Annotated in this window: 27 protein-coding genes and 1 pseudogene; 10 read left to right on the plus strand and 18 right to left on the minus strand. The window is 69.2% G+C overall.

From position 1 onward, the window contains the following. From VF612_RS00620 to VF612_RS00645, 6 genes are all read right to left on the minus strand, one after another. The coding region (locus VF612_RS00620) for an alcohol dehydrogenase catalytic domain-containing protein (protein ID WP_408657908.1) at positions 1 to 516 on the minus strand (516 nt) is incomplete at its 3' end. A 552-nt stretch (positions 517 to 1,068) separates the two neighbouring features. Next, the gene (locus tag VF612_RS00625; RefSeq protein ID WP_408657909.1) at positions 1,069 to 1,989 is read right to left on the minus strand and encodes a hypothetical protein; all 921 of its coding nucleotides are present in this window, start codon (positions 1,987 to 1,989) and stop codon (positions 1,069 to 1,071) included. Beyond that, positions 1,986 to 3,413: an FGGY-family carbohydrate kinase gene (locus VF612_RS00630; RefSeq protein WP_408657910.1), complete on the minus strand. Its 1,428-nt coding sequence runs from the start codon at positions 3,411 to 3,413 to the stop codon at positions 1,986 to 1,988. Before VF612_RS00630 ends, VF612_RS00625 begins: the two co-directional genes overlap by 4 nt. Further along, positions 3,410 to 4,402, minus strand: a complete 993-nt coding sequence (locus tag VF612_RS00635) for a LacI family DNA-binding transcriptional regulator (protein WP_408657911.1) — start codon at positions 4,400 to 4,402, stop codon at positions 3,410 to 3,412. Before VF612_RS00635 ends, VF612_RS00630 begins: the two co-directional genes overlap by 4 nt. A 108-nt stretch (positions 4,403 to 4,510) precedes the next feature. Continuing rightward, positions 4,511 to 5,077 (minus strand): AAA family ATPase, encoded by a 567-nt coding sequence (locus tag VF612_RS00640; RefSeq protein WP_408657912.1) that lies wholly within the window; start codon positions 5,075 to 5,077, stop codon positions 4,511 to 4,513. A 20-nt stretch (positions 5,078 to 5,097) separates the two neighbouring features. Then, positions 5,098 to 6,387, minus strand: a complete 1,290-nt coding sequence (locus VF612_RS00645) for an AGE family epimerase/isomerase (protein ID WP_408657913.1) — start codon at positions 6,385 to 6,387, stop codon at positions 5,098 to 5,100. 215 nt (positions 6,388 to 6,602) lie between these two features. On the opposite strand from VF612_RS00645, the gene VF612_RS00650 reads away from it, so the two are divergent. Next, positions 6,603 to 7,265, plus strand: coding sequence for a hypothetical protein (locus VF612_RS00650; RefSeq protein ID WP_408657914.1), 663 nt, complete (start codon positions 6,603 to 6,605; stop codon positions 7,263 to 7,265). Positions 7,266 to 7,275: 10 nt separating this feature from the next. Here the strand turns inward: VF612_RS00650 and pfkB are convergent, their stop codons facing one another. Genes pfkB through VF612_RS00665 form a run of 3 tightly spaced genes read right to left on the minus strand, consistent with a single transcriptional unit; the run spans position 7,276 to position 10,348 of the window. Next, positions 7,276 to 8,235, minus strand: coding sequence for a 1-phosphofructokinase (pfkB, locus tag VF612_RS00655; protein ID WP_408657915.1), 960 nt, complete (start codon positions 8,233 to 8,235; stop codon positions 7,276 to 7,278). Beyond that, entirely contained in the window at positions 8,232 to 9,020 is a 789-nt protein-coding gene (locus VF612_RS00660) for a DeoR/GlpR family DNA-binding transcription regulator (protein WP_408657916.1), read from the minus strand. Before VF612_RS00660 ends, pfkB begins: the two co-directional genes overlap by 4 nt. Then, on the minus strand, positions 9,017 to 10,348 hold the full coding sequence (locus VF612_RS00665; protein ID WP_408657917.1) for an FGGY-family carbohydrate kinase: 1,332 nt from the start codon (positions 10,346 to 10,348) through the stop codon (positions 9,017 to 9,019). The genes VF612_RS00660 and VF612_RS00665 overlap by 4 nt, the downstream gene beginning before the upstream one ends. A gap of 133 nt (positions 10,349 to 10,481) precedes the next feature. On the opposite strand from VF612_RS00665, the gene VF612_RS00670 reads away from it, so the two are divergent. From VF612_RS00670 to VF612_RS00695, 6 genes are all read left to right on the plus strand, one after another. Further along, positions 10,482 to 11,321, plus strand: coding sequence for a class II fructose-bisphosphate aldolase (locus tag VF612_RS00670; RefSeq protein ID WP_408657918.1), 840 nt, complete (start codon positions 10,482 to 10,484; stop codon positions 11,319 to 11,321). Between the two features lie 69 nt (positions 11,322 to 11,390). Next, positions 11,391 to 11,864: a DUF2243 domain-containing protein gene (locus tag VF612_RS00675; protein ID WP_408657919.1), complete on the plus strand. Its 474-nt coding sequence runs from the start codon at positions 11,391 to 11,393 to the stop codon at positions 11,862 to 11,864. 32 nt (positions 11,865 to 11,896) lie between these two features. Next, a complete protein-coding gene (locus VF612_RS00680) occupies positions 11,897 to 12,670 on the plus strand; it encodes a cytochrome c oxidase assembly protein (RefSeq protein WP_408657920.1) in 774 nt (257 codons plus the stop codon). A 9-nt stretch (positions 12,671 to 12,679) separates the two neighbouring features. Beyond that, positions 12,680 to 13,090, plus strand: a complete 411-nt coding sequence (locus VF612_RS00685; protein ID WP_408657921.1) for a MarR family winged helix-turn-helix transcriptional regulator — start codon at positions 12,680 to 12,682, stop codon at positions 13,088 to 13,090. 99 nt (positions 13,091 to 13,189) lie between these two features. Further along, the gene (locus VF612_RS00690; RefSeq protein ID WP_408657922.1) at positions 13,190 to 14,338 is read left to right on the plus strand and encodes a zinc-dependent alcohol dehydrogenase; all 1,149 of its coding nucleotides are present in this window, start codon (positions 13,190 to 13,192) and stop codon (positions 14,336 to 14,338) included. A gap of 9 nt (positions 14,339 to 14,347) precedes the next feature. Beyond that, positions 14,348 to 14,974 (plus strand): hypothetical protein, encoded by a 627-nt coding sequence (locus VF612_RS00695; protein WP_408657923.1) that lies wholly within the window; start codon positions 14,348 to 14,350, stop codon positions 14,972 to 14,974. A 49-nt stretch (positions 14,975 to 15,023) separates the two neighbouring features. Here VF612_RS00695 and VF612_RS00700 read toward each other — a convergent pair whose 3' ends face one another. After that, the gene (locus tag VF612_RS00700; RefSeq protein ID WP_408657924.1) at positions 15,024 to 15,899 is read right to left on the minus strand and encodes a universal stress protein; all 876 of its coding nucleotides are present in this window, start codon (positions 15,897 to 15,899) and stop codon (positions 15,024 to 15,026) included. Positions 15,900 to 16,004: 105 nt separating this feature from the next. Then, positions 16,005 to 16,361, minus strand: a complete 357-nt coding sequence (locus VF612_RS00705; RefSeq protein ID WP_408657925.1) for a TfoX/Sxy family protein — start codon at positions 16,359 to 16,361, stop codon at positions 16,005 to 16,007. A gap of 145 nt (positions 16,362 to 16,506) precedes the next feature. Between VF612_RS00705 and VF612_RS00710 the strand changes: the two genes are divergently transcribed. Further along, positions 16,507 to 17,418, plus strand: coding sequence for an SIMPL domain-containing protein (locus VF612_RS00710; protein ID WP_408657926.1), 912 nt, complete (start codon positions 16,507 to 16,509; stop codon positions 17,416 to 17,418). An 11-nt stretch (positions 17,419 to 17,429) separates the two neighbouring features. On the opposite strand, the gene VF612_RS00715 is transcribed toward VF612_RS00710, so the two are convergent. Next, on the minus strand, positions 17,430 to 18,287 hold the full coding sequence (locus VF612_RS00715; RefSeq protein WP_408657927.1) for an aldo/keto reductase: 858 nt from the start codon (positions 18,285 to 18,287) through the stop codon (positions 17,430 to 17,432). 87 nt (positions 18,288 to 18,374) lie between these two features. Next, positions 18,375 to 18,950 carry a DUF6197 family protein gene (locus VF612_RS00720; protein WP_408657928.1) on the minus strand — a complete coding sequence of 192 codons (576 nt, stop codon included), beginning with the start codon at positions 18,948 to 18,950 and terminating at the stop codon, positions 18,375 to 18,377. A 261-nt stretch (positions 18,951 to 19,211) separates the two neighbouring features. Between VF612_RS00720 and VF612_RS00725 the strand changes: the two genes are divergently transcribed. Further along, positions 19,212 to 19,469, plus strand: coding sequence for a PspC domain-containing protein (locus tag VF612_RS00725; protein WP_408657929.1), 258 nt, complete (start codon positions 19,212 to 19,214; stop codon positions 19,467 to 19,469). A 110-nt stretch (positions 19,470 to 19,579) separates the two neighbouring features. On the opposite strand, the gene VF612_RS00730 is transcribed toward VF612_RS00725, so the two are convergent. The 3 genes from VF612_RS00730 to VF612_RS00740 form a co-directional block, all read right to left on the minus strand. Beyond that, on the minus strand, positions 19,580 to 20,242 hold the full coding sequence (locus tag VF612_RS00730; protein WP_408657930.1) for a response regulator: 663 nt from the start codon (positions 20,240 to 20,242) through the stop codon (positions 19,580 to 19,582). Then, on the minus strand, positions 20,221 to 21,924 hold the full coding sequence (locus tag VF612_RS00735; protein WP_408657931.1) for a GAF domain-containing protein: 1,704 nt from the start codon (positions 21,922 to 21,924) through the stop codon (positions 20,221 to 20,223). The genes VF612_RS00730 and VF612_RS00735 overlap by 22 nt, the downstream gene beginning before the upstream one ends. A gap of 67 nt (positions 21,925 to 21,991) precedes the next feature. Continuing rightward, positions 21,992 to 23,023, minus strand: coding sequence for an Acg family FMN-binding oxidoreductase (locus VF612_RS00740; protein WP_408657932.1), 1,032 nt, complete (start codon positions 23,021 to 23,023; stop codon positions 21,992 to 21,994). A gap of 208 nt (positions 23,024 to 23,231) precedes the next feature. Between VF612_RS00740 and VF612_RS00745 the strand changes: the two genes are divergently transcribed. Further along, complete coding sequence (locus VF612_RS00745; RefSeq protein ID WP_408657933.1) at positions 23,232 to 24,275, plus strand: Acg family FMN-binding oxidoreductase; 1,044 nt, start codon at positions 23,232 to 23,234, stop codon at positions 24,273 to 24,275. A 2-nt stretch (positions 24,276 to 24,277) separates the two neighbouring features. Here the strand turns inward: VF612_RS00745 and VF612_RS00750 are convergent, their stop codons facing one another. Together VF612_RS00750 and VF612_RS00755 are read right to left on the minus strand one after the other, a co-directional pair. Further along, positions 24,278 to 25,270, minus strand: a complete 993-nt coding sequence (locus tag VF612_RS00750; RefSeq protein WP_408657934.1) for an Acg family FMN-binding oxidoreductase — start codon at positions 25,268 to 25,270, stop codon at positions 24,278 to 24,280. A 173-nt stretch (positions 25,271 to 25,443) separates the two neighbouring features. Further along, positions 25,444 to 25,678 (minus strand): annotated as a pseudogene (locus VF612_RS00755) (hypothetical protein); the annotation flags it as partial.

The raw sequence follows: 25,678 nt of genomic DNA on the forward strand, positions 1-25,678 counted from the left end.
CAGGCCGGTGGGCCCGGCGCCGAAGACCAGCGCCGTGGAGCCCGGCCGTGGGTTCAGCGTCTCGAGCCCGTGCATCGCGCAGGCGGCCGGCTCGGTGAAGACGGCCGTGTCGCGAGCCAGGCCCGCCACACTGAACACGAGCAATTCCGAGACGGTGACGTACTCGGCGAAGAAGCCGGGAAAGTTGCTGCCGAGACCCTTGGAGTTGGAGCACAGGATCAACCGCCCGGACAGGCAATAGTCACAGTAGCCGCAGTAGACATTCGGGTTGACGGTCACCTGCTCCCCCACCTTGAAGCGGGTCACGCCGCTACCCAGCTCGTCGACGGTGCCGACCAGCTCATGGCCGGGAATCAGAGGGAAGACCGCGTTGAAGTCGCCGTGGTGGATATGCAGGTCTGTTCCGCAGACACCGACCTGGTCGACCTTGATCCTGACCTCGCCGGGCCCTGCCGCCGGCGTCGGGATGTCCTTGATCTCGTAACTGCGAGGAGCGTCGTAGACGACGGCCTTCATGGGTTCTCTCTCTCGTGCCTTACAGGGCCGGCGAGGCCGACGGGCTGAGCTGCCGGTGCGCTTCGTCGTCGAAGTCGCGGCAGGAAGGGGTTCGCGCACGGGCGTCGGACCAGGTCGATCCGTTGCTAGCGCGATCAGGCAGCGGCGGTCATCGCGGCGCTCTACGATTGATCGCGTCCGCCGCCAGTCTGTTCTGGCCGGGGAAGCGCGTCGACCATCGATCCATGCGGGCCTGTGAGGTCCGGATCAACCGTGGAAAGCTTGCAATTCGCCGTCGTATTCAATGTTTGTATCAGCGATAATAAACGATGGCGCCGAGCTTGTCACCGGTGTCATACGATCAGTTTTCAACTGTGTGTCACCGGTGTCATCTGACCTGCCGACGACATCTATGAGCTGGCTTGCTCACTAGTGGCAGGGTGTGCCCGGCAATAATCGGCGAAGTGGATTTCGCCCGTGTCGTACCCGGTGACCTCTATGGGTCACCGGGCACAGCCTCGGTGAAAGCTCGCCCGTGCGAGCTATGCGGCCTGACCCAGCCGGGCCGGACGCTTACCGGCGCGCGTCGCTCCACGGCCGAGCCCGGTCGGCCGCCACGTCGACCAAAGCATCGAGGCGGGGCCGCGCGACGGTCTCGAGGAATTGCTGACGATCGGCTCCGGTCAGCGGAAGCACTTCCCGCCACACCGAACGGCCGGCGATGAAACCGGAGGCGCCGCCCTCGTCGAAGGCGATCTTCAGCACCTCGGTGAACTCCGCGAAGGGCACGCCGGCCGACAGCACGGCCCACGGCCGGGTGAGGACCGAGGCAAGGCGGCGACATCCCTCCGGGGAACCCGGGTACTCCAGCTTGAGCAGGTCGATGTCCAGCTCGTTCAGCGCCCGCGCGGCCTCGATGATCGCATCCTCGCGTGCCTTGCCGTGCAGGTCTTCCCCGGGCAGCGGGTACACGAGATTCTCGATGACGGCCGGCACCCCTTCGGCACGGCAGTCCGCGACGACCTCACGGGATACCTCGAGCACCTCCGCGACCAGATCCGGCTCACCAGGGGCCGGAGTGGGCCGATCGGCGCGCAGTTGCACGAAGAACTTCACAGCATCACCGCCCTGGTCCAGGACCCACCGGGCGTTCAGCTCCGGGTCCCGGTGAGTCCGGGGCTCACCGTTGAAGCTGCCCCGCACCGACGGCTCGGCGGCGACCAGCAGGCCGCAGGTCGGCGCCAGCGCACCGGCCTCCATGACGGCCGGGACGCCGTAGGTCGGGTCGAAGAGGATGCCACTCGCGCCCGGAGTGAGCACCCGCGCGACATCGGCCTTCGCCGTGCGCAGGTCCTGGTCGCTGGCATCGAGGCCCGCCGCGGTGAACATGCGTCGCAGGGTGTTGCGTTGATCCATCGCGATGATGGAGAAAACCCGGTTGTCCGCGGCGATGTCGTCGAGGGTCTTGACGGGCCTGGTGATTGCGGCTGTCACGTTATTGCTCCTTGAAGGTGGCTTGCGGTGAGGTTGGTGTCGCGGCTTGCCTCGGCGATGAACTCGCCGAGCCCGATGGACCCGTCCGAGACGGCGTGCATGGCAAGCAGCGCGGCGCCGGTCACCCCTGGCTGGGGAACGGGCGAGAAGGTCAGGTGATCGATCGCCGAGGCCTTGGCGGCGCGGACGCTGGCCATGCGGGTCCAGCCGCCGGATGCGACGGCCCGCCGATGAGGACCGACAACTCCTTCGATGCCGGCCAGCAGCGCCCGGGTCTCCGCGGCGGTATATCGGGTGGCGGCAGCCCACAACACGGCCGGAGTGACGTCGTCGCGAAGGTGGATGACCACGTCATCGCCCGTCAGCCCCGCGCCGGCGACCTCCAGCCCGGAAGGCAGCGCGGTGACGGCGAGACTCGCATGATCGAGGGCGCGGCGGCCCTCGGGCGAGTCGGCTCCCAGCGCGGTCAGGACGCGGCGCAGCAACAGGCCGCCTCGAACACCGGCCAGCACGAGCGTTGCGCCGGGCAGGACGTGCCGGCCCGCCGACCAGCCGGATGCCACCAGGATGCGACGCTGCTGATCGGTCAGGATGCCGGGTATGGAGCGGGCGACCACGTCGGCCGTGCCGCTGGAATTGAACAGCTCGTCCGGTCCGACGGCGCCGCCACCCAGAGCCGCGACGGGATGGTCATGGCCGGCCACGGTCAGCGTGGCCTGGGCGCATTCGGCCGGAACCGCGTCATGGGAAAGGCGGCCGGCGCAGTGACCCGCGGGCAGCTCCGGCGGCAGCAGGCCATCGGGCAGCCCGGCGGCGGTGAATCCGGCCAGCCAGGGCTTGCCGGTGTTCTGATCGATCAGGCCGGTTCGGGATGCCAGCGACGGCTCGCGGACCTGCTCGCCGCCGAGTTGGTGGACGATCCACTCGGGGATGCTGAGCCATCGCGAGCTGGGAGTGATGGCAATGCCGTTGTCACGCAACCACATCAGCTTGGCGATGCTGGCTTGGGAGTTCCAGGGCAGGCCGGTCTTGCCCGCGAACAGCTCGGCAAAGCCCGGAACCGCTGCAGCTAGCCGATCGACCTGCTCCTGACCCCGCCGGTCGAACCACGCCAGGACGGGCGCCGCTGACCGTCCGGCCGCATCGAGCAGGACGCCGCCTTCGGCGAAGCCGGCCACCGCTATCCCCCGGACGCGGACCCGTCCGACGATCAACTCCGCGGCGTGGACCCCTCGGCGGATCAGATCCGTGGCGAGCCTGAGCAGGAGCTCCGGGCTCGTCTCGGTCCGGCCGCCGGGGTGGCTGTGCCACGGTGTCGGAGCATCGACGACCACCAGATCACGATGATCGCCGGTACGCACCAGCGCCTTGGAGGTGGTGGTCCCCATGTCCAGGCCGATAAAGACGTCCGTGCATGAGGTCATGGGCGTTGCTCTCCGGAGCCGCGTTCGATGAGACGTACCGGTAGCTGGATGTGCTCGGCCGCAAGCGCCGGATCGGCGATCCGGGCGAGGAGCCGAGCCGCCGCGGCCCTGCCGACCTCGGCGGCGGAGTGGTCGATCACGGTGACCGCGGGTCGCAGGGTGTCGGCCATCGCGAAGTCGCCGAACCCGACGAGCGCGATGTCGGTGCGTCCCTGCGCGTGCAGGGTGGGCACCACTCCGAGCGAGCAACGGGTCGCGGCGCTGAGTATGGCTGTGGGCGGGTCGGCCAGGTCGAGCAGGGCCGCGGTCGCCGACGCGGCGGAGGCCACGGTGGCGCAGTCGGACCGGATCAGCTGGCTGCTCACGCTCACCCCGTGGCCGGCCAGCGCGTCGCGATAGCCGGCCAAGCGGGCTCGGGACGTCGCGATCGCAGGGGTGTCTCCGACGTAGCCGATCTGCCGATGGCCGTGCGACAGCAGATGGCTGACCGCGGTCGCGGCGGCTCCATGGTCGTCGATGCCGACCAGATCGGTCTCCGGACCGTCAGCGCCGCGGTCGACGAAGACCACCGATGTCGAGGTGCGGGCGAGCCAGGAGTGATCATCCCCGGTCGGCGCGATCAGCAGACCGGCGACCCGTCGCTGCAGCATCCGATCGACGATGCGGCGCTCCGCCGCGCTGTCGCGATGGGTGCTGGCCACCAGGACCGACAGGCCCGCAGTGGTGGCGGCCGTCTCGACCGCTTCGATGAGCGCTGAGAAGAACGGATCGGCGACGGACTCGACGATGAGGCCGATTGTGGCATCCGTGCCCGCGCGCAGGGATCGGGCCATCGCGTCCGGCTGGAACTGCAGTTCCAGCATCGCCTCCTGCACCCGGCGCCGGGTCTCGACAGCCACCCGATGATCGTCATTGAGCACTCGAGATGCCGTGCGCAGGCTTACTCCGGCGGCCTCGGCAACATCACGCAAGATGCTTCTGCCGTTCATCGGGTTCACCACCGGAGGCGTAGAGGGAGTAGGCGCTACGGGTCTTTGCCATCGATGGCATGCCGTCGCCAGAACCACTATGGCATGGTTGTGCCATCGATGGCAAACCTAGGAGATCTGGAGCTGTGTCAACACACTCTCGACTAGATCCGGCACCGCCACAGTGGCGTCCAGGGCAAGGTGCGGGCCTGTCGGCGGATCAAGATCCAAGCTGCCCAGGCTCGATCCCTCGCGGAGCTTGTCGACGTCCCGCAGCGCCGCCCGCGCTCGCATTCGCGCGAGGATGTGGGCCAGGTCCAAGCGCAGCCACACCAGGGTCGGGGCTCCTCCGGCCGCGTCCAGTCGGCGTTCCAGCTCCTGCCACGCGCCCAGCTCGCGCCGCTCGGTGGTGAACGGCGCCACCAGCACGACCGCGAGGCCGCACCGCAGGTTGTCCTCGGCCAGCTGCGCGATGGTTTCGTACCGGGCGCCGCGGGTCAGCGTCGCCAGTCGCGGGTCATCGAGGTCGTGCACGCCGATGAGGGAGCCGACCACCTCCACGAGTGGCCCGGTCGCCACATCCTGGTCGATCAGCACCGCCGGCATCCGCCGGGCCAGCGCGGCCGCCAGAGTGCTCTTGCCGGTTGCCGGGGCACCCGTCACCAGGATCGCCGGCGGGCGGGACGGGGTGCTCATAGCGGGAACCTCAGCCCTGGTCATCCTTCGCGGGTGCGCTCATCGACGTAGTCCTCGGCGGGCAGCCCCCGGGCCAGCGCCGTCGCGAACGTGGGCGCGAGCGGAAGCAGCGGGACGATCGTGGTCTGCAGCGCGTGGTAGACATCGGGCTTGCCGCTCCACACGGTGGCAGCCGGCCGGTTCTGGAAATCCAGCTCGTGCCGCCACGATCCGCCGACCGGATCGAGGAACAGCGCGGCCGCATGGTCCCACCAGAGCCGGTACCAACGCTCGTACTCCGGGTCGCCGGTGACCCTTCCCAGCGCCGCCGCCGCCGCGATGGCCTCGGCGAGGACCCAGTGCAGCCGATTCCGCACGACCGGGGCGCCGTCCCAGTCCACCGTGTAGACGAACCCCGCGGCGCCGTCGACCGCCCAGCCCAGCCGCACCCCGGCGCGGAAGAGCGATTCGGCATCGGGCAGCAGCCATTCGGGGGCTGCTGGTCCCAGCGCCGCGCGCAGGTGCAGCGCCAGCCGCGCCCATTCCATCAGGTGCCCGATGGTGACCCCATACGGACGGAACTGGTGGGAGCGATCCTCGGTGTTGTACGCCGGCAACGCCTGCCAGGACGTGTCGAAATGCTCCGGCAGGCTCCAGCTGTTCGATCGGGCGAACCCGTGCACGACCCGCTCGACCATGCGCAGCGCCCGTTCTCGCCAGATCGACAGGCCGGTGACGTCGGCCGCGGCCAGGAAGGCCTCGACGGCGTGCATATTGGCGTTCACGCCGCGATAGGGATCGAGCGTGCGCCACTCGCTGTCCCACTCGTCGGCGAGCAGGCCGTCCTCCTCGATCCAGAACCGCTCCTCGATAACCGCCAGGGCATCGGTGAGCAGTTGCGCGGCGCCGTCACGGCCCGCCGCAACCGCGCTGGAGGCGGCGAGCACCACGAACGCATGTTCATAGGCGCGCTTGGGCCCTTCGACGGGGGCGCCATCGGGTCCGACCGCGGTGAACCACCCGCCGTGCTCGGCGTCGCGCAACCGTCCCAGCAGCGCCGTGACCCCATGGTCGGCGAGCGGTCCCATCCCTGGTCTGCCGAGCAACTGGCCGAGGGCGAACACGTGGGTCATGCGGCAGGTGATGTAGGTCTGAATGGGTTTGTCCAGCAACGCCAAACCGTTGTCGTCGAGCCAGGCGAAGCCTCCGTCGGGATGTGCCGACCCGGCGGCGAAGTCAAGCAGCCGATCGCACTCAGCTGCCAGCCAGGTGCGATGCGAGGGCAATGCCGCCCATGGCACTCCGGCGATCGAAGGGTTCTCTCCAGACATCTGTGCTCCTCCCCGCGACGAGCCGGCCTGTGATGCGCGTCTGTTCGGCCACCGTAGCTGGACTCGCCCTACCTGATGTCCCGTCGGCAGGCCGGAAGACCCATACGCGGACAGACCATCGTTCACGCACCGGCGGAACGCAGGCGCGAAACCCGACGCCCCCGCACGAGTAAGCTAGTTCATGCCGACCATTGCTCTATAGGCGGGACGACAACATGGAGATCCCCCGGCGAGGACTCGACACCCAAGAGCTTCGGGTGCGCTTGAGCCGTTACACCGACGCCGGGCTTCTCCGTAAGGCCGGCATGCGGCTCGCCGGGGAGCATCCCACCCCCGAGGACCTGGAGTTGCTGCGCCGCCGGAACCTCGGTGTCGCAGGACGAGTCTCCGAGGACGCGATCCGTGCCGTGACCGAATGCGAGCCCATCTGGATCCTGCTTGCCGAGAAGGGGCTTCCCGAGGACTTGACCCTTGCCGAGCTGGACGCCCTCTCCTACGCGCTGCGCGGTGGGCCCGCGGAACCGGACGGGAGGAACCGGGTCGGCGCGTCGCTGCTGTTCACCGATCCGCACAACCTGGCGGCCCTGCGCCAGATCATTCCCGGGGATCTCGAGCCCCATGAGGTCAGCGGCTACCGCTACGCCAGCTTGATGGCACCGGACTTCGGCAGCCCCGAGCCGTTCGTGGTCGCGGTTCACAGCGACCGGCCAGGTGGCGCCAACACCGTGACCGCGACCATGCTGGTAGCGGACACGTTCCTGCGACACGAGCAGGAATTCGGCATCATCTCCGAGGACGCCGCCGAACGTCTCGAGGTGATGGTCCGGATGGATCTGCAAGAGATCATCCGCACCCATCAGCTCTTGCTCGACGCCTGAGACCTCCTGCTCAGTGGGCTGCGGCCGTCGTGTCGCGGTGCAGCGTCCGGGCCAGCGGGGGTTGATCGCTCATTTCGACGCTCGACCGGTGTTGCTCGGCGACCCTGGGCACGTGACTGCCGAGCGTTCCCACCGCGGCGGTGCCCCACGCGACGGCCTCGCGCAGCGCCCGCTCATCGCTTCCGCCGCCAGCGAGAAACCCGGCCAGCAACGCATCGCCGGCCCCGATGGTGCTGCGGGGGTTCGACGCCCGGGCCGAGGCATGCCACACCTGGTCTGCGGAGACCAGCAGGGCGCCGTCCGGACCCAGGCTGACCACCGCCGACCGGGCTCCCCGCTCCAGCAATTCCTGAGCAGCGGCAATGGCATCGCCGAAGGTGCCGATCTGGCGGCCCACCGCCTCCTCCAGCTCGTCGAGGTTCGGCTTGATCACGTCCGGCCCCGCGGCCAGCCCGGCGAGGAACGGTTCTCCGCTGGTATCGAGGGCGAAGCGGCCACCGGCCTGGTGAACCATCTCGCACACAGCCGCGTAGTAGTCGCTGCCGACGCCGCCGGGCAGGCTTCCCGACGCCACCACCCAGTCACCGTTCTGCAGCCGGCCCAGCAGCGCGCCGGTAAGAGACCGCAACTCGGCGTCGCTGAGCACGGGGCCGGTCGCGTTGACCTTCGTCGCCCGGCCGCCGGGCTCGGTGAGGGAGATGTTCACGCGTACCCCGCCGGAAATCGGAACGGCGACGAAGTCCACCCGTTCGGCGAGCAGCAGCGATTCCAGCTGCGTTCCTGCGGGTCCGCCCACGGGCAGGATGGCCACTGATTGCACGCCGTTGTTGGTCAGAGCCCGGCTGACGTTCACCCCTTTGCCGCTGGGCTCTTCGTGCTCTGCGGTGGCCCGGTGGACGCCGCCCGGAGTCAGGTGCGAAACCTCGAGCGTGCGGTCGATGCTGGGATTGGGGGTGAGGGTGATGATCACGTTCGCTCCACGGCGAGCCCGGCCGCTTCCAGGGCTGCGAGTTCAGTCGGGGACAACCCCGTGTCGGTGATGAGGAGATCGATGTCGGCGAGGTCGGCGTGCTTGCACACGCTGAGACGCCCGACCTTGCTGTGGTCAGCGAGCAGCACCCTGCGTTGCGCAGCGTGCAGCATCAGCCGCTTGACCTCGGCCTCCGCGGGATCGGGCGTGGTGAGGCCGCGTCGGGTGGAGATGCCGTTGGTGCCCAAGAAGGCGACGTCGACGTTGATGTCGCCGAGCATTCGGGCGGCCCAGCTGCCGACGGTGGCCAGCGTCTGGCTGCGCAACCGGCCGCCGATCGGAAACACCGTGAGCTGTGGCCGCGCCAGCAGGGTCAGCGCGATGGGCAGCGCGTTCGTGAAGACGGTGAGCTCCCGGTCGTCGGGAAGGAGCGCAGCCAGCCGAGCGGTGGTGGACCCGGCATCGATGATGATCGAGCCTGCTGGCGGGAGGTGGGCCAATGCCGCCTTGGCGATGCGTTGCTTTTCCTCGAGGTAGTCCATGCGGGTGGGCACCGCCGGCTCGTAGCTGAGATCGCCGACCGGCACGGCTCCACCGTGCACCCGCCGCAACAAACCCTGTCGTTCCAGTTGGATGATGTCCTTGCGGACGGTTTCATTCGTCACGCCCAGCTCGCGGGCGATGTCAGCTGCGTCGACCCGACCCGAGGCGCGCAAGGTTCGCATGATCGCCTGCTGCCGTTGGGGTGCGTACGGAACGCGGCTGATACCCGGCTGGCCGGTCATGCCGTCGTCCGGGTCTGGGCATCCTCGATGTCGCGGTACGTGCCCGCCGCCACCCCCGCAAGCATCGCTGCTCCACGCGCGCCGGCCTCGCCCGCCGATGAGTAGGTCAGCTGTCCGAAGGCGCGCCTCTTGATCTCCAGCAGGGCGTGGCTGCGGGCCCACCCGCCGGTGACGATGACCCTGTGGCGAGCGCCGCTGACCGCGGTCATGGCCGCGTCGAGGTCACCGGCCCGTCGGGTGACCTCCTCCAGCGCCGCGCGCCACACCTGGGGCGGGCCGATCCCTTCGGTGATGCCGTCGATTGCGACCGGGTCGTCGCCGGTGATCTGCACACCCGCCGGATCTGCCGCGAGAGCCTGCTGGTCGAGGCCCGGCAGCTCCGACCTGGTCCTGCCCAGAAGAGCCAGTATCCGCTGGAGGACCAGGCCGCCCTGGGTCCCGCCGAGAAGGCACCAGTGATCGGGCAGCGCATGCCACCCGATCGTGATTCCGGCGCCGGTGAGGGCCAAGACCGCATCGGGGTCCAGCCCGGGCAACACCGTCCGGATGAGCGCCTCGGCCGTGCCGCACGAATCCAGCACGTCACCGGCCCGTGCGGCGTGCGCGCCGATGGCGGCGGTCTGATGATCGTGGCCGGCGACCGTGAGCGCTGCGCCGGCCAAGCCGTCGACGCCGGCCGCAGCGGTGACCTGGCCCAGCGCGGCGCCGGCGGTGACCAACGGTGGCAGCAGCGACGGCGAAGCTCCGGACCACTCCAGCGCCTCACCCCACCAGTCGCGCGCTTTCAGGTCGAGCCATCCCGTCCGGGACGCCAGCGACTGCTCGCTGACCTCCGCGCCACCGAGCTGGCGCACGATCCATTCCGCGATCCCGAGGCGTCGCACGGCATGTGCGGCCTGAGCATGGTGTTCGGTGAGCCAGCGGTGCTTGGTCAGGCTCCATTGCGAACGCAATGGCAGGCCGGTCCGGCGCGCGAATCCCTCGGCGCCGAACGTCTCCGCGACCTGACGAACCTGCTCGAGGTCGCGGGTGTCATGCCAGGCGATGACCGGAGCGACCGGTTCACCGCCGCGGTCGAGCAGGACGCCCGACTCCCCCATGCTCGCCACCCCCACGCCGGTGACCTTGCCTGCCGGGGCTTGGGCCAGCGCCTGGGCAACCGCCTGCTTGGCCGACTCGAGGACCGCCTCGGCGTCGGTCTCCATGCCTTGTGCGCTGGCGTGCCACGGGGTTGCTGCCCGGCCGTGCGCCACCTCCGCGCCCTGGCTGGTGATCACCACGGCCTTGCTGGACGTGGTGCCTACGTCCAGCCCGATCAGGTACTCCATGCCACCGCCTTGGGCGCCGCTGCCGGCAGCCAGTTGCTCTAATTGGAAATTCTTGGATCGTTGTGTTTCAGTGGAGATTCGTCAAGAGCCAGCGTTCTGACCGCCTCCCCCGCTGTCCCGAGAGGCGCCCTATATGCCGCGAGTACCCACCCGCCAGATCGTGGAAGCGGCGCGGATGAGTGGCTATGGCGTCGCCGCGTTCAATGTGATCACCCTCGAGCACGCCGAGGCCGTCGTCAGTGGCGCCGAGACGGCCGGCGTTCCGGTGATCCTGCAGGTCAGCGAGAACGCGGTCGCCTACCACGGCGGGCAGGTGTTGCCGCTCGCGGCGGCAGCCGCGGCGATCGCTGATGTTGCTGGCGTCGATGTGTCGCTGCACCTGGATCACGTCGAGGACCAGCAGCTGCTCCACCTCGCCGCGGCTGCGGGGTTCAGCTCGGTGATGTACGACGCTTCGAAGCTGGACTTCGCCGACAACGTGGCCGCCACCCGTGAGGCAGCACGCTGGGGTCACGCCCACGGCCTGTACGTCGAAGCCGAACTCGGAGCGGTCGGCGGCAAGGGCGGCGCGCACACGCCCGGGGTGCGTACCGACCCTGGGGAGGCTGCCCAGTTCGTCGGCGACACCGAGGTCGACGCGCTCGCCGTCGCGGTCGGCAGCTCGCACGCGATGACCGAGCGGACCGCAGCACTGGACTTCGATCTCATCGCCGCGATCGGTGAGGCGGTTTCCGTTCCGCTGGTGCTGCACGGCTCCTCGGGGGTGGCCGATGCCGACCTGCGACGAGCAGTGCGCAGCGGCATCGTGAAGGTCAACATCGGAACCATCCTGAACGTGGCGTTCACCGACGCCGTCCGCCAGAGCCTCGGCGATCCCTCGCTGGTCGACCCGCGCAAGTACTTGGCGCCCGCACGCGCTGGCGTCGCCGACGTCGTGGCTCATCTGGCCGCCGTGGTCTCTCGGCCGGCCTGACTCCCGGCCGGGCCCCAGCCTCCCTCGCACGTATGGTCGAGGGAGGACCGCGACCGGGAGGAGCTGGCGATGACATCAGCGGCTCCGCGCTCGGAGCTCATCGGGGTGCTGAGAAGCAAGTCGTTCTGGTCGGCGTTCCTGATCGGGATCGCCCTGATGGCCGGCGTGGACGAGATCGTGTTCCATCAGCTGCTGGGCTGGCACCACTTCTACGACAAGGCGACCTCCGACGTCGGGCTGCTGTCGGACGGGTTGCTCCATGCGGGCGAGCTGGTCGCCCTGGTGGCCGGCTTCTTCCTGCTGGCCGACGCCCGGCGCAGAGGCGCGTTCTCGACAAGGGCGGCGTGGGCCGGTCTCTTCGTCGGGTCCGGGCTGTTCCAGCTCTGGGACGGGATCATCGACCACAAGGTGCTGGGTGTGCACCAGATTCGGTACGACGTCGAGATCCGGCCGTACGACCTGGCGTGGAACGCCGCCGGACTGGCGCTGCTGGCGGTGGGAGCAGGGCTGACGGTGCTCGCTGCCCGGCGTCCGGCCGGCTGAACGGGTCCAGCACGGTGCCTGAGCATTCTGGCGTGCCCAGCCTGCTGCTGCCGCTGGCCCTGGCCGCGGCGCTCATCCTGGCCGCGGGGGTCTACCTCGCGGCTGCCGCCCGCCCGCGGACCGGGCGGAACCTCTGGCCGGCCCACCGTTCGTTGCTCTGGCTGCTGGGGCTCGCGACGATCGCGGCGGCGGGGCTCGGGCCACTCGCCGATGCGGCGCACGAGCGCTTTCCGGCGCACGTGGCAGCGCACCTGCTGGCCGGGATGTTGGCCCCGTTGCTGATCGTGCTGTCCGCGCCGGGAACCCTGGCCCTGCGCACGCTGGACGTGAGCCGCGCCCGCCGCCTCTCCCGACTGCTCAACAGCGGGTGCCTTCGATTCCTGACGGACCCGGCGCCGGCGGCGGTTCTCAACATCGGTTCGCTGTGGGTGCTCTACGCCACCCCTGCCAGCAGGGTGATGCAAGCGGACGGCCTGCACTACCTGCTGCTGGGGCACTTCTTCGTCGCCGGCTACCTCTTCACCGTGTCGATCATCGGCATCGACCCGGCGCCGCATCGAAGGAGTTTCCAGCTGCGGCTGGCCGTGCTCGTCCTCGCCATCGCCGCTCATTCGATCCTCGCCAAGCACATCGCCGGCCATCCTCCCGCCCGGATGCCGGCCGCGGCGGCGGAGCAAGGCGCGATGCTGATGTACTACGGCGGCGACCTGCTCGAAATCATCCTGGTCGCGCTGTTCTGTGCCCAGTGGTACCGGGCGTCCCGGCCGGCGGCAGCGCAGCTCGACCGGCGCGCCATGACCACCTAGGAGTAGGCGATGGAGAGTTCGGAGGCGCTGTCGCGTCCGATCGGATGGTGGCTGAAGGAAGCCGACGCCCGGCTGGACGCGGCATTCGATCGCCAGCTGGCGGGCCGGGACACCGACCGCCGGGGGTGGCAGGTGCTGGCCAGCCTGGCCAGAGGCCCGGCCTCCCGCGAGGAGATCATCGCCTCCCTCTCCCCCTTCGACCCGCCGGCCACCATCGAAACGGTCCTGGACGGCCTGCGCTCGCTCGGCTGGATCGAGGAGTCCGCCGGGCTGCTGCGGCTGACACCGGACGGTGAACGCGAACGCGCCGAGCTGGCCCCGCTGATCGGCTCGGTCCGCGCCCAGGTGGCCGCGGCGCTCCCCCAGGACGACTACGCCCTGCTGATCGACCTGCTCAGGCGCCTGGTCGCGGCGATATGAGGCGATCCGGGTTAGGGTGAGGAAGCGGTCGCCGGCCCACTGTCGAGCAGCGACATCCCAGGGCTGAGCCTCACGGCCGCTTTCCCTGCAGGGGGGCACATGCGAGCCATGGTGTACCGCGGGCCGTACCGCATCCGGGTCGAGGAAAAAGACATACCCGCCATCGAACATCCCAACGACGCGATCGTGCGGGTGAGCCTTGCGGCCATCTGCGGATCGGATCTGCACCTCTACCACGGCATGATGCCCGACACCCGGGTCGGCATGACGTTCGGGCATGAGTTCATCGGCGTGGTGCACGAGGTCGGGCCCTCGGTGCGCAACCTCAAGCCCGGCGACCGGGTGATGGTGCCCTTCAACGTCTACTGCGGCTCGTGCTTCTTCTGCGCCCGCGGCCTGTACTCCAACTGCCACAACGTGAATCCGAACGCCACAGCGGTCGGGGGCATCTACGGCTACTCCCACACCTGCGGCGGCTACGACGGCGGCCAGTCCGAGTACGTCCGGGTGCCCTTCGCCGACGTCGGGCCCAGCCTCATCCCCGAGTGGATGGATGACGAGGACGCGGTGCTGCTCACTGACGCGCTGGCGACCGGGTACTTCGGAGCCCAGCTCGGCGACATCGCCGAGGGGGACGTGGTAGCGGTGTTCGGCGCGGGACCGGTGGGCCTGTTCGCGGCCAAGTCCGCCTGGCTGATGGGCGCCGGCCGGGTGATCGTCATCGACCACCTGCAGTACCGGCTGGACAAGGCGCAGAGCTTCGCCCACGCCGAGACCTACAACTTCACCGAGTACGGCGACATCGTGGTGGAGATGAAGAAGGCGACCGATCACCTGGGCGCCGATGTCGTCATCGACGCGGTGGGCGCCGAGGCCGACGGCAACCTCCTGCAGCACGTGACCGGTACGAAGCTGAAGTTGCAGGGCGGCTCGCCGATCGCGCTGAACTGGGCGATCGACTCGGTGCGCAAGGGCGGCACCGTCTCGGTGATGGGCGCCTACGGCCCCATCTTCAGCGCGGTGAAGTTCGGGGACGCGGTGAACAAGGGCCTGACGCTGCGGATGAACCAGTGCCCGGTGAAGCGGCAGTGGCCCCGGCTGTTCGAGCACATCCGCAACGGCTACCTCAAGCCCAGCGACATCGTCACCCACCGCATCCCGCTCGAGCACATCGCCGAGGGGTACCACATCTTCTCCGCCAAGCTCGATGACTGCATCAAGCCGCTCATCGTTCCGAACGCCGCGTAGGGAGCAACCATGGTCTACACGCCGGACAAGCCGCCGCTACCGGTCTCGATCGAGGAGCTGCGGGCCACCATTCCGGGATGGGGCGCCGACCTGGACCCCAAGGATCGTCCTTCGGTGCCGCGGGAACGCTTCGATCCCGGCGCGAGCGGCGCGCACTGGGACTTTCCCGAGCGCCAGCCGGAGAAGTGGCCCCGGGAACGGTCGATCGAGCACGCCTCTCTGACACCCGTCTTCGGCACCTCCTGCCCGCCGAAGGGGCTGTCCGGGGTGATCCGCAAGTACGCCTATCGCCGCTACAGCGAGGCACGGGCCGCCCACTGGCTGCTGCTGATCGCCGCCGACCGGGTGGACTCCGTGGAGGCCAGCGTGACGGCGCTGCTGCGCGGCCACCCGGACAACCCGGTGACCGAGACCGGCATCCTGAGCGAGTTCTCCCATCACGGGCTGTCCTCCCGATTCGGCAGGAAGCGCGCGGACGTCAAGCACCAGTGGCTGGATCCCATCATCGTCGGGGGTCCGCAGGTGCTCCGCGGCGTGGTCCTCTACTCCGTGGGCAAGACCGCGATCCGGGGAGTTCGAGGAGCCCAGCGGGCACTCCGAGCCTCTCGGCCCGGACCCGATTCTGCCGGGAGCTGATTCCTGCGCCGGCCTATGGCGCCGCGGTGGCAGGAACCGACCTCGGACCTCAGACCAGGTGAGTGGGGACGACGGCGACCGGGCAGGTCGCGTGGTGCAGGACGGCCTGGCTCACCGATCCCAGCAGCGTCCCGGCCATCGCGTACCGGCCGCGGTTGCCCACCACCAGCAGCTGCGCCGATGCCGACTCGGCCGCCAACGCCGCGCCGGGGTGCTCGCGGACCACGCCGCTCTGCACGGCGACATCGGGGTACTTCTCCTGCCAGCCGGCGAGCGTTTCGGCCAGCCAGGCCTCCGCGCGGGTCGGCGCCGGTGGCTCGAGCCGCCACATCATCGTGGCAAGCAGATCCGGATGCCAGCACAGCACCGCCCGCAGGGGCACCTGCCTCCGGCTGGCGTAGTCGAACCCGAACTCCAGCAGGGTCTGCGACGCCAGCGTCCCGTCCACGCCGACCACGATTGCCGGGTGCTCCTCGGATAGCGCAGCCGGCCCTCGCAGCACGACTGCCGGGCACTCCGCGCGAGCCGCGACCGCGGCGCTGACCGATCCGAGGATGTTGGAGCGCAGGGCCGACCGCTGCCGTGACCCGAGCACAATGAGCGAACCCCACCGGGATTCCTCGATCAGGACGGGCACGGGGCTGCCGTCGACCAGCTGGCCGTCGACCTCGACCTTGGGATCGATGACCGCTGCCTCGATGATCGCTTTCTCGATGACCACCTCCGCCACCTGCCTGACCTGCGCCAGATCAATCGGCGCTTCGGTGTATCTCCCTCGGCCCTGGTAATAGCCGGGCACCGTCCGGTATGCACACAGGAGCCGGACCGGCACCTTGCGGCTGCCGGCCTCCTGGACCGCCCAGCGCACCGCGGCCTCCCCGCCGGACCCGTCAATTCCAACAACAACTGGACGTCGAGCGGTCATGTCAATCCTCCATGGCTAAATACGCTGTCCTATGCATCGTCATCGCTGGCGACGGCCGGTCCCAGAGTCTTTGGTCCTGCGATGACCGCCGGGGCGATAGCGGATCTAGGCTTGCTCGGCGCCTCGGACGCTCCTGCGGGTGATTTCCTTGTTGTAGTCCAGGGCGGCGCGCAGCCAGAAGGCGAAGTCCTCGTCGGCGGCGAGGTCATCGGAGCTGACGATGATCCAGCCCTTGCTCATCTGCCGGCCGCGCATCTCGGCGATCTCCGCGCCCTTGCCGGTCAGCTCGTCCACCCGGGCCGGATCGCAGCGGAGCATCAGGTCGCCACGATGGTTCGCGGTCAGCGCCAGCTTCTCATTGACCAGGAACGACAAACCGCCGAACATGCTCACCTCGCGGACGGCGGGCTCGTCGGCGAGGGCTCCGCGGATCCGATCTGCCAGCTCCTTGCTGTATGCCACGGGTGCGGTGCCTCCTTCGTCCGTCGGACGCAACGGCTGGACGCGACGCCTCATCGCGGGAGTTCCCCCATGCTAGATCCACCGCAACGTTCTGGGCGGCCGACGTCATCTAGGTGGTAACGCATCCCCCACCTGGAGGACCACAATGCTCACCGTCGCACGCACCACCGTCCCGGTCGTTCTCGCTGGCCTGCTGCTCACAGCGTGCGGCGGCAGCAAATCCGCCCCAGCCCCGCTCGGCCCCGAGCCGGCCGACAGGACCCTGATCCGCAAGGCGCCGGACAGCGCGGTGGGGTCGATGGACGGCGGCGCCGGGACGAGCAGCTTCGGGGCGAGCAGCTCGGGGGTGGCCGGAGCGCGGATCGATTCGGTGGCGCCGATGGCGTCGGGGATGAGGCCGGCCGTACCCGTGACAGCCCTGGCGCCCGTGTTGTCAGCGGACACCAACACCATCACGACACGCGGTGTGGGCAAGGCCAGCGGCACCCCGGACACCCTCACGATCATGATCGGAGTGTCCACGCAGGACTCCAGCGCCAAGGCCGCGTTGAACGCCAACAACATCAAGGCCAACGCCCTCATCGAACTGCTGCGCAGCAAGGGCGTCGCCGACAAGGATCTGCGCACCCGCCAGCTGTCGATCAGCCCGACCTACAACGACAAGTCCGGCGTCATCTCCGGATACCAGGTCGACAACGCGGTGCAGGCGACACTGCACAGCATCGCCACCGCCGGCGCCCTGCTCGACGCGGCCGCCGGCGTGGTAGGCAACGCGGTGCGAGTACAGCAGGTCGGTTTCTCGATCGGCGATGACAGCGCGCTGCGTGCCCAGGCCCGCGCCCAAGCGGTCAACCAGGCCAAGGACCAGGCCGCCCAGATCGCGAAGGCGGCCGGTGTCACGCTGGGCCGGATCCGAACCATCACCGAGACGGTCGACGCCGGTTCTCCGATCACCTACGACATGGCTGCCGCCAACGCCTCGGGCGCGTCGGCGCCGTTGCAACCCGGCCAGCAGGAGCTGACCATCGCGATCGACATCGTCTACGAGATGTCCTGAGCGGGACCGGCCTATCCGTCCAGCCGCGCGATCTCCTCGGAGCTGAGCTCCAGCTCGGCCGCCTCGACGGAGTTCCGGATGGTCTCCGGACGCGACGACCCGGGAATCGGCACGACGTGCGGTGACTTCGCCAGCATCCAGGCCAGGCACACCTGGTGCGGGCTGACACCCCGCGAATCCGCGATGTCGGCGAATGCCGAGTGCTGCTCGCCCAGCCCTCCGGCGGCGGAGATCCCGCCGAACGGGCTCCACGGCAGGAAGGCGATCTCCAACTCGTCGCACAGCCGCAACTCCGGCTCGCTGCTGCGGAAGGCCGGTGAGAACTGGTTCTGCACCGACACCAGGCGGCCCCCGAGGATGTCGTTGGCCTGCCGGATCTGCTCCGGATTCGCATTGGAGATCCCGGCCATCCGGATGGTCCCGGCATCCAACAGGTCGCGCAGCGCGCCGATGGATTCGGCGTACGGCACGGACGGGTCCGGACGGTGGAACTGGTACAGCCCGATCGCGTCGACCCGAAGCCGTTTCGCCGAGGCCTGCGCGGCCTGCTTGAGGTACTCCGGCGAGCCGTTGAGCGTCCACGAGCCATCACCCGGACGCAGATGGCCACCCTTGGTGGCGATCAGGACCTCGGAGGTGTCACCGCCGTAGCTGGCGATGCCCCTGGCCAGCAGGTCCTCGTTGTGACCGACCTCGTCGGCATGCAGGTGATAGGCGTCGGCGGTGTCGAAGAAGGTGACGCCGGCCTCGAGGGCGGCGTGGATGGTGTGGATCGAACGGTCCTCGTCCGGCCGGCCTTCGATGGACATCGGCATGCCGCCGAGCCCGATCGCGCTGACCGTGACGTCGCCGATGGTGCGGGTTTTCATGGCACTCCTACAGTGGCGGTCCATGGGTCGACACCCGATCACGGCTGTCGTCGTCGGGCCGCTGTTGGGCCGCTGCCATGGCAGTCTTCATACTCCCACGCCGCCGGTGAGGGACCGCGCGCGGTCAACCCGGCTCACGGCCACCCGGACTGCGGCGCCGAGCAGCGTCGTGACCTCGCCTGCCGTCCGGCTCGGCCGGTCGTTCCACCTGGTCAGCTCGCGTACCCGGACGGTCCGTGCCGCGGGAGAAAGGCAGTGCTCCACCGGCTCGGTCACCGCGAACAACGCCTGCCAGGTCAGGTTCAGCGCCTGGTGGACCGGTCCGCTTCCCGCAGCCGGCACGCCGCCGCCGGCATGCACGATCGCCCCGACCAGGCAGGCGCCGGTCAGCTGCCGTCCGGTGATCTCGGACAGGTTGTGCGCGCCGACGAGGCGCTGGCGACCCTGCTCATCGCGGTAGGCGAACCAGCCGTCCTGGATCCAGCCGGCCTCCACCACCGTGGCCGCGTCGGCGAGCAGCGCGCGGGCCGAATGCAGCTCTGCGAGGCAGACGGCCATCCGATCCTGACGTGCCAGGCGTCTGCGCTCGGCGATCCGGTGGCCGAAGCCGGCCGTGGAGCGGTCGAGGTGGCTCGGGACTGGTGTGGGCGCTAGGACTGACATGGCTACCTCCCTGCCTCCAGCATGCGCCTTGACAGCCACGGGCGGCAGCCCCCTGCGCGGTAGCCGGGGCGGACGGGGCTTCGGGTCCGGGCATCCAGGGTCAGCCCTCAGCCGACCCCAGATCGCCGTTCCGAGATGCAGGGGTCGATGTCAGGGCCGTTCCCGATGCCAAGGAGGCCGCAGTCGGCGATGCTTGCTCTATCGACGTCGCACCCAGCGGCGCGGGCTGACCGGCCACCGTCTGAAGGGAAGAAGACACTCATGGGGTCCATCCACGAAACGTTCCGCCGCAACGGGCTGACCCGCCCGGCCGAAAGGCGCATCCTCGGCGGGGTCTGCGCGGGGCTCGGCCGCCGGCTCGGCCTGGGCCCCTGGCCGGCCCGGCTGCTGTTCCTCCTGGTCCTGTGCATCTTGCCGGGCAGCCAGCTGCTGGTGTATCCGGCGCTCTGGATCGCGATGCCCCAGGACGGCTGGGTGCAGGCCGGCGCCAACGACGCCCATCTGCGTCCCCCCGGCTAGCGACCCGACGACGCCGGCGCGCGCTGAGCTGACACTCCGCGTCGGCGCGCTGACCCGGCGTGCTGCTTGGATTGCCGCGATCGCGATGGTGTGGACGATGTCGTCCCTGCTCAGGAGCGCTTCAACTCCGATCCCAGCACTGCTGCCTGGGTCCGGCGCTGCATGCCCAACTTGGCAAGCAGGGCAGAGACGTAGTTCTTCACCGTCTTCTCGGCCAGGAAGAGACGTTCGCCGATCTGCCGGTTGGTCAGCCCTTCGGCGATGAGGTCGAGGATCTCGCGCTCGCGCTCGGTCAGCCCAGCCAGCCGGGGATCCTGCTGGCTGCCGACCCGCAATCGATGCATCACGCGCTCGGTCACCGACGGATCGAGCAACGACCGGCCAGCCTTGACCTGCCGGATGCCGTCGAGGAGCGAGGATCCGCGGATCTCTTTGAGCAGGTATCCCGACGCGCCGGCCATCACGGCGGCGAACAGCGCGTCGTCGTCATCGTAGGAGGTGAGGATCAGGCAACGAATCTCCGGATGGGAGGATCGGATGTCCCGGCACACATCGACGCCGCTGCCGTCGGGCAGGCGGCCGTCAAGCAGCGCGACATCCGGACGGACGGCAGGTATCCGCCGAAGCGCCTCAGCCACGGTTGCCGCCTCGCCGACCACCTCGATGTCGTCGGTGGCCGACAGCAGGTCCGCGATCCCGCGCCGGACGATCTCATGATCGTCGAGGAGAAAGACCCTGATCGGGGTTGTGCTCACTTCAGTGCTATCTGCCATCTCAGCTGCGTTCCTTCGTGAGGAGTGCTCGTCACCGTCATCGAACCGCCCCGGCGGGCCGCGCGCTCGGTCAGGTTGGCCAATCCGCTGCGCCTGGTGGTGGCGCCGAAGCCGACGCCGTCATCGCTGACCTCCAGGCAGACGGTGGAGAACGAGACATCCAGCGTGACGTCCGCCTTGCTGGCCCGCGCGTGCCGGGCCACGTTGCTCAGCGCCTCCCGCAGCACCGCGGCGAGATCGTCGGCCAGGGCCTCGTCCACCAACGTGTCGACCGGTCCGGTGAAGCGCAGGGCCGGCTCGAATCCCAGCTGGCCGGCCTGTTCGGCCGCCACACCGAGCAGGTCCGCGCGCACCGACGTCGCCGAGGTCGACAGCGCGCCACGCAGGTCGAAGATCGAGGTGCGGATCTGACGGATGGTGACGTCGAGGTCCGTCACGACCTGGCCTAGCTTTGCCGCCGCGGCCGGATCGTCCTGCCGGGCCTGCAGGCTCTGCACGGTCAGCCCGGCGGCGAAGAGTCGCTGGATGACATGGTCGTGCAGGTCCCTGGCGATGCGATCGCGGTCTTCCAGGAGCACCACCCGCTGCTGATCGGCACGCGCATCGGCGAGCTCCAGCGCCACGGCGGCGTGGTTGGCGAAGGTGGTCGCCATCTGCAGGTCGTTCGGCGTGAAGCTGCGCCTGCCGTTCAACCGGGCGACCAGCAACGAGCCTCGTGGCCTGCTCGAACCGGCCAGCGGCAAGGCCATCACCGCGCTCACCGGTACTGCTTCCAGCATGTGCAGCGTGAATGCGTTCTGCCGATCGATGTTGTCGATGAGGATCGGCGCGCCGCTGTCGATCACCGCTCCCGCCACGCTGCGCTCGATGGGATAAGACATCCCGGTCAGCTTGTCGGACGCCAGACCGGTCGCCACCTCCACCATCAGCTCACCCGGCGTGGCTGCCGGCAGCACCACCGTGACCAGATCAGCGTCGGCCAGCTCCTGGACGCTGCGGGCGATCACCCGCAGCGGGTCCTCGCCCGAGTAGGCCAGCAGTTGCTGGGTGACTTCGGCCGAGGCCTGGAGCCATCGCTGACGCTTGCCGGCCTCGTCATACAGGCGCGCATTCTCGATGGCGACCGCAGCCGTGCCGGCTACCGCGGAGATCAACTGCTCGTCGCTGTCGGTGAAGGCGCCGTGCCGGCGGCCGGTCAGGTACAGGTTGCCGAAGACCGAGTCCCGGACCTTGATCGGCACCCCCAGAAAGCTGCCCATCGGCGGGTGGTCGGCAGGAAAGCCGGCCGAACGCGGATCGTCGGCGATCCGGCTGAGCCGAATCGGGCGCGGATCATCGATGAGCGCTCCCAGCAGGCCGTGCCCGCTGGGCAAGGACCCGATCCGGGCCGCCGTCTCATCATCGATGCCCTGGTACACGAATTGCTCCAGCCCGCCGCCGTCCGGGCCTATCACGCCCAGCGCGCCGTACTGGGCGTCCACCAGCTCGCAGGCTGCCCGGACGATCTGCCGGAGCACCACCGGAAGCTCCAGATGACCCATGATCGCGGTGTTGGCCGCCAGCAGGCCGTTCAGCTTGGTCTGCACGTTCCGGACGTCCTGAGCGTGGGTGATGAGTTGATCCAACAGCTCATCCAGCCCGAGCTGCGGCCCGGTGGCCGGAGTTCCGTGTTCGTCAGCCATGGAATCCGCCATCCCCGCCGATAGCCGCCTCGATCACATCGATAGCCGGCTCAATCTAATGGCAACCTTATCCCAGATCGGCAGGCGGCCGGCGTTCCTGGCGGAGCACCTCGACCAGCTTGCGGCGCCGGGAGGCCGGGGTGGCTGGGGCCCGCCCCACCCGCAACAGCACGTGCGGATGGGTGGTCAGGCCAAGCTCCGCGCGCAACAGCGCCCGGGTGCCCGGGACCTCGACCACCTGGGTCAGCAGGCTCATCACGTACCCGGCGCGGGTGACTTCCAGCCAGAGCCGCTCAAGGGCCTCCCCCGACCGGAGCCAGCTCAACGGATCATCGCCCTCGCTCACCAGCAGCAGCAGGCATTGGCTCATCCCTGATCGAGGCGCCGCTCCCAGCCCCGCGCTGCCAGGATCTCCGAAGTCCCGAACGGGCACCTCGTCGGCGGCCGAGTCGGCCTCGAGCGGGAGGGTTGCCGTGGCAACTCCGTCCATCCGCCGCGGGTCATCGGTTACCCAAGCCCGCAATTCGCCGCGGTAGCACGGGTCGGCGTTCTGGATGGCATCCGCACGCTGGCTCAGGACGGCCGTCGCGACCCGATGGGACTGCCCTTCGATGGGGAACAGGTCCGCGCCCTCCTGCCGGGCGGCGCGGATCAGGACGTCGACCAGCTGCGGAGGAACCGGGTCCTCGGCGAAGTGCCGGCGATTGGTTCGCCGCAGCCCCAGCACCGGGTCCAGCGCCGCCAATCCGGCATCGCTGCCCGGCCCACCGGCCAGGACCACCAGCAGCTGCGATGATCTTTCCCCGGGGTATCGCTGCACCTCAGCGACGTATCCGTCGGCCGCGAGTGACACCCTGGCGTTGAAGAGCGCGCAGCCACAGCTGATGATCAGCTGTCGGCTGGTGGGATCCAGTTGCCGCAGTTGACGGCCGAAATCGGCATGGATTCTCAGCGTTCCCGCGCCGATGTCGATGCGCCAAGGCTGGGTGTTGTGCACCGACGGGGCGAGGGTTGCGCGCACCGCGGCACGGCGCAATGCCTCGTCAGAGATGCCCGAGCCGGGTCCGCCGAGCGTGGCAAGGCGGGCGATCGATGTCATGTGGATTGCCTCCTTGCTTCATCGCAACGGCCTAATTCACCGTGCCAGCTGTAGTTGGAGACCCAGCAGAGTCTTAGGTCCTCAGGAGCTGACGCGCGGCCGCCCGCAGGCCGGTGGATGATGCCGGCCACCCGCAGGTAACGTGCAGGAGTGAGTGCCGGCGGCATAAGCCCGAGCGCGACCGGCATGCACGACAGAGAGGCTGGCCATGTCTGAGCAGGGAGCGGCTGCCACCGAAGCCGGGCGTGAGAGCGGTTCGCCACTGGATCCGGACATCGTGCAGGAGGTTGTCGCGGTGGCCAACCGGGCGCCCTCCATCCATAACACCCAGCCGTGGATCTGGACGCTGCATCCGTCGCACCTGTCGTTACGTGCCGATCGTGATCGGCAGCTGCGGGTCGCCGACCCGGACGGGCACTCGTTGCTCATCAGCTGCGGCGCCGCGCTGGCGCTGACCGAGATCGGCCTCAGGGCAGCGGGTTCGGACGTCCAGACGCGGCGGTTGCCCGACCCGGCTGACCCGGACCTGCTGGCCGAGTTCAGAATCGCCGGTCGGCGGCAGCCGGCGGCCCATGACACCGACCTGTTTGCCGCCGCACAGCGACGGCAGAGCGATCGCCGGCCGTTCACGCCGCAGGACATCCCGGCGGAGACCGTGGAGCTGCTGCGCGCCGCCGCGGCCGGCCCCGGTGTTCACGCGGAGTTCCCGGTGCGCTCGGAGCAACGGGTCAACCTGGCGGTCGCAGTGAGCTGGGCCGACCGGACCGAGCAACGGGACCCGGAGTACCTCGCGGAGATGAATCGCTGGTTGCGCGATTCGGACGTGCACGCCGACGGTGTGCCGGCCTCGGCGATACCTCATGTGCCGCCGGGTCAGCCACGGCATACCGATGTGCCGCTGCGGGACTTCGAAGTCGGCGTCTCAGGCCGGCTGCTGATCGAGCGCGACGTCGATGAGCACCCGCTGATCGCGGTGCTGCTGACCGAGTCCGATACCGCGCTGGAGCAGCTGCAGGCCGGTGAGTCCATGATGCGGCTCATGCTGGAGGCCGAGCTGCTCGGCCTGGGAACCTGCCCCTTGAGCCAGGCGGTGGACCTGATCGCCTTCCGTACCCGGGTGAGCACTCTGATGGGCTGGCAGGGCCTGCCGCAGATGATGCTGCGGATCGGGTACCCGGCGCCGGGTGACCTGCAGGCCGCACGTACGCCTCGACGCCCGGTAACCGACATCCTCAAGGTCCTGCCGGCCTGAGGTCAGTCACCTGCGTTGTCGACCAGCAGGTCAGACAGCGCACGACGCCGGGACGACGCGGTCAACGGCGCCTTGCCGACCCGCAGCAGCAGCTGCGGACGGATGGTCAGGTCCAGCTCGAGCCGCAGCCATTCGCGCACATGGGGAATCTCGATCGGTTGGGTGAACAGGCTGGCCACGTAACCCTGCCGGGTGGCTTCCAGCCACACCCGTTCCAGCGCCTCACCCGCCCGCAGCCAGGACAGCTCGTCGTCAGCGGGCGTCGCGAGCAGGAACAGGCACTGATCCAGCCCTGACCTGGTCTCCGCCGGAAGCGAGCCGGCCCCCCGGGTGTCGAAGTCCCGGATCGGGATGTCGTCGTAGGCCTTGCCGGTCACGTGCGGCACAACAATCGCCGACACACCGTCCCTGCGTTCGGGGCTGTCGCTGGTCCAGGCTCGCAGCTCTGCCCGGTAGGCAGGATCAGCGTTCTCGAGCTTGTCGGCCTCCTGACTCAGCCTCGCCACGGCAATCCGGTGGTTCATGCGCTCCACCGGAAAGAGCGTCGCCTGCTCAGCGCGGGCCGAGTCGATCAGCAGCCGCACCACCTCAGCGGGCATCGGCTCATCGGCGTACCGACGCCGGTTGGTCTGCCTGCTGATGATGAAACTATCCAGAGCACCGATCTCGGTTCGGTCTGATGGTATGGCTGACAACATGATCCGTGCTACCAGATCTGGTTGACCCGGGTCGGGAAACCGATCGACCACCGCGTCAAAACCCCGGGACGCCAGGGCCACCCGCGCGTTGAACAGGGCACAGCCGCAGCTGATGAGCAGCTGCCGGCCACTCGGGTCGAGCACCGGCAACCGGCGGCTCCGATCGGCATAGATGTCAAGGCGGTCGGCGGAGAGGACGAAGCGCCAAGGCTGGGTGTTGTGCACCGATGGCGCGAGCAACGCCTGGGCCGCTGCCTTGCGCAGCAGCTCGCTGCGAGTCGTCGTGGGGGTAGCCATGATGTTCTCTCCGCTCAACGAAAGTCTTGTTACTCAAGCCTCGCCCACCGCGCCCGGTCACAGAAGGGCCGAAGGTCACTGGCCTCGCGGCCAACCGCCGCTGCGGTGAACAGCATTGCAGCGCCAGGAAGCCATGGCCCGTGCGAGCCATGGCTTCCTGGTGTGCTGGGCGGTTACAGGGCCCAGCGGTTGCGGTTGACGAAGGGCAGCCGTGCCCACATCTTGCCCAGGCCCCAGGTGTTGCCGGCGTAGGTGGCTGCCAGCACGACCATGACGATGGCGTAGATGAGGTGGTAGTCCACCAGGGGGTTGACCGAGCCGCTCGGTTCGCCGGCGCTGGTGTGCTGGGCCAGCGGGAACTCCGCCAGCCACATGCCGGCCATCATCAGCGCGCCGGCCAGGGCGGTG

This window comes from Jatrophihabitans sp., assembly GCF_036388195.1.
In the GTDB taxonomy this organism is placed as follows: domain Bacteria; phylum Actinomycetota; class Actinomycetes; order Mycobacteriales; family Jatrophihabitantaceae; genus Jatrophihabitans_A.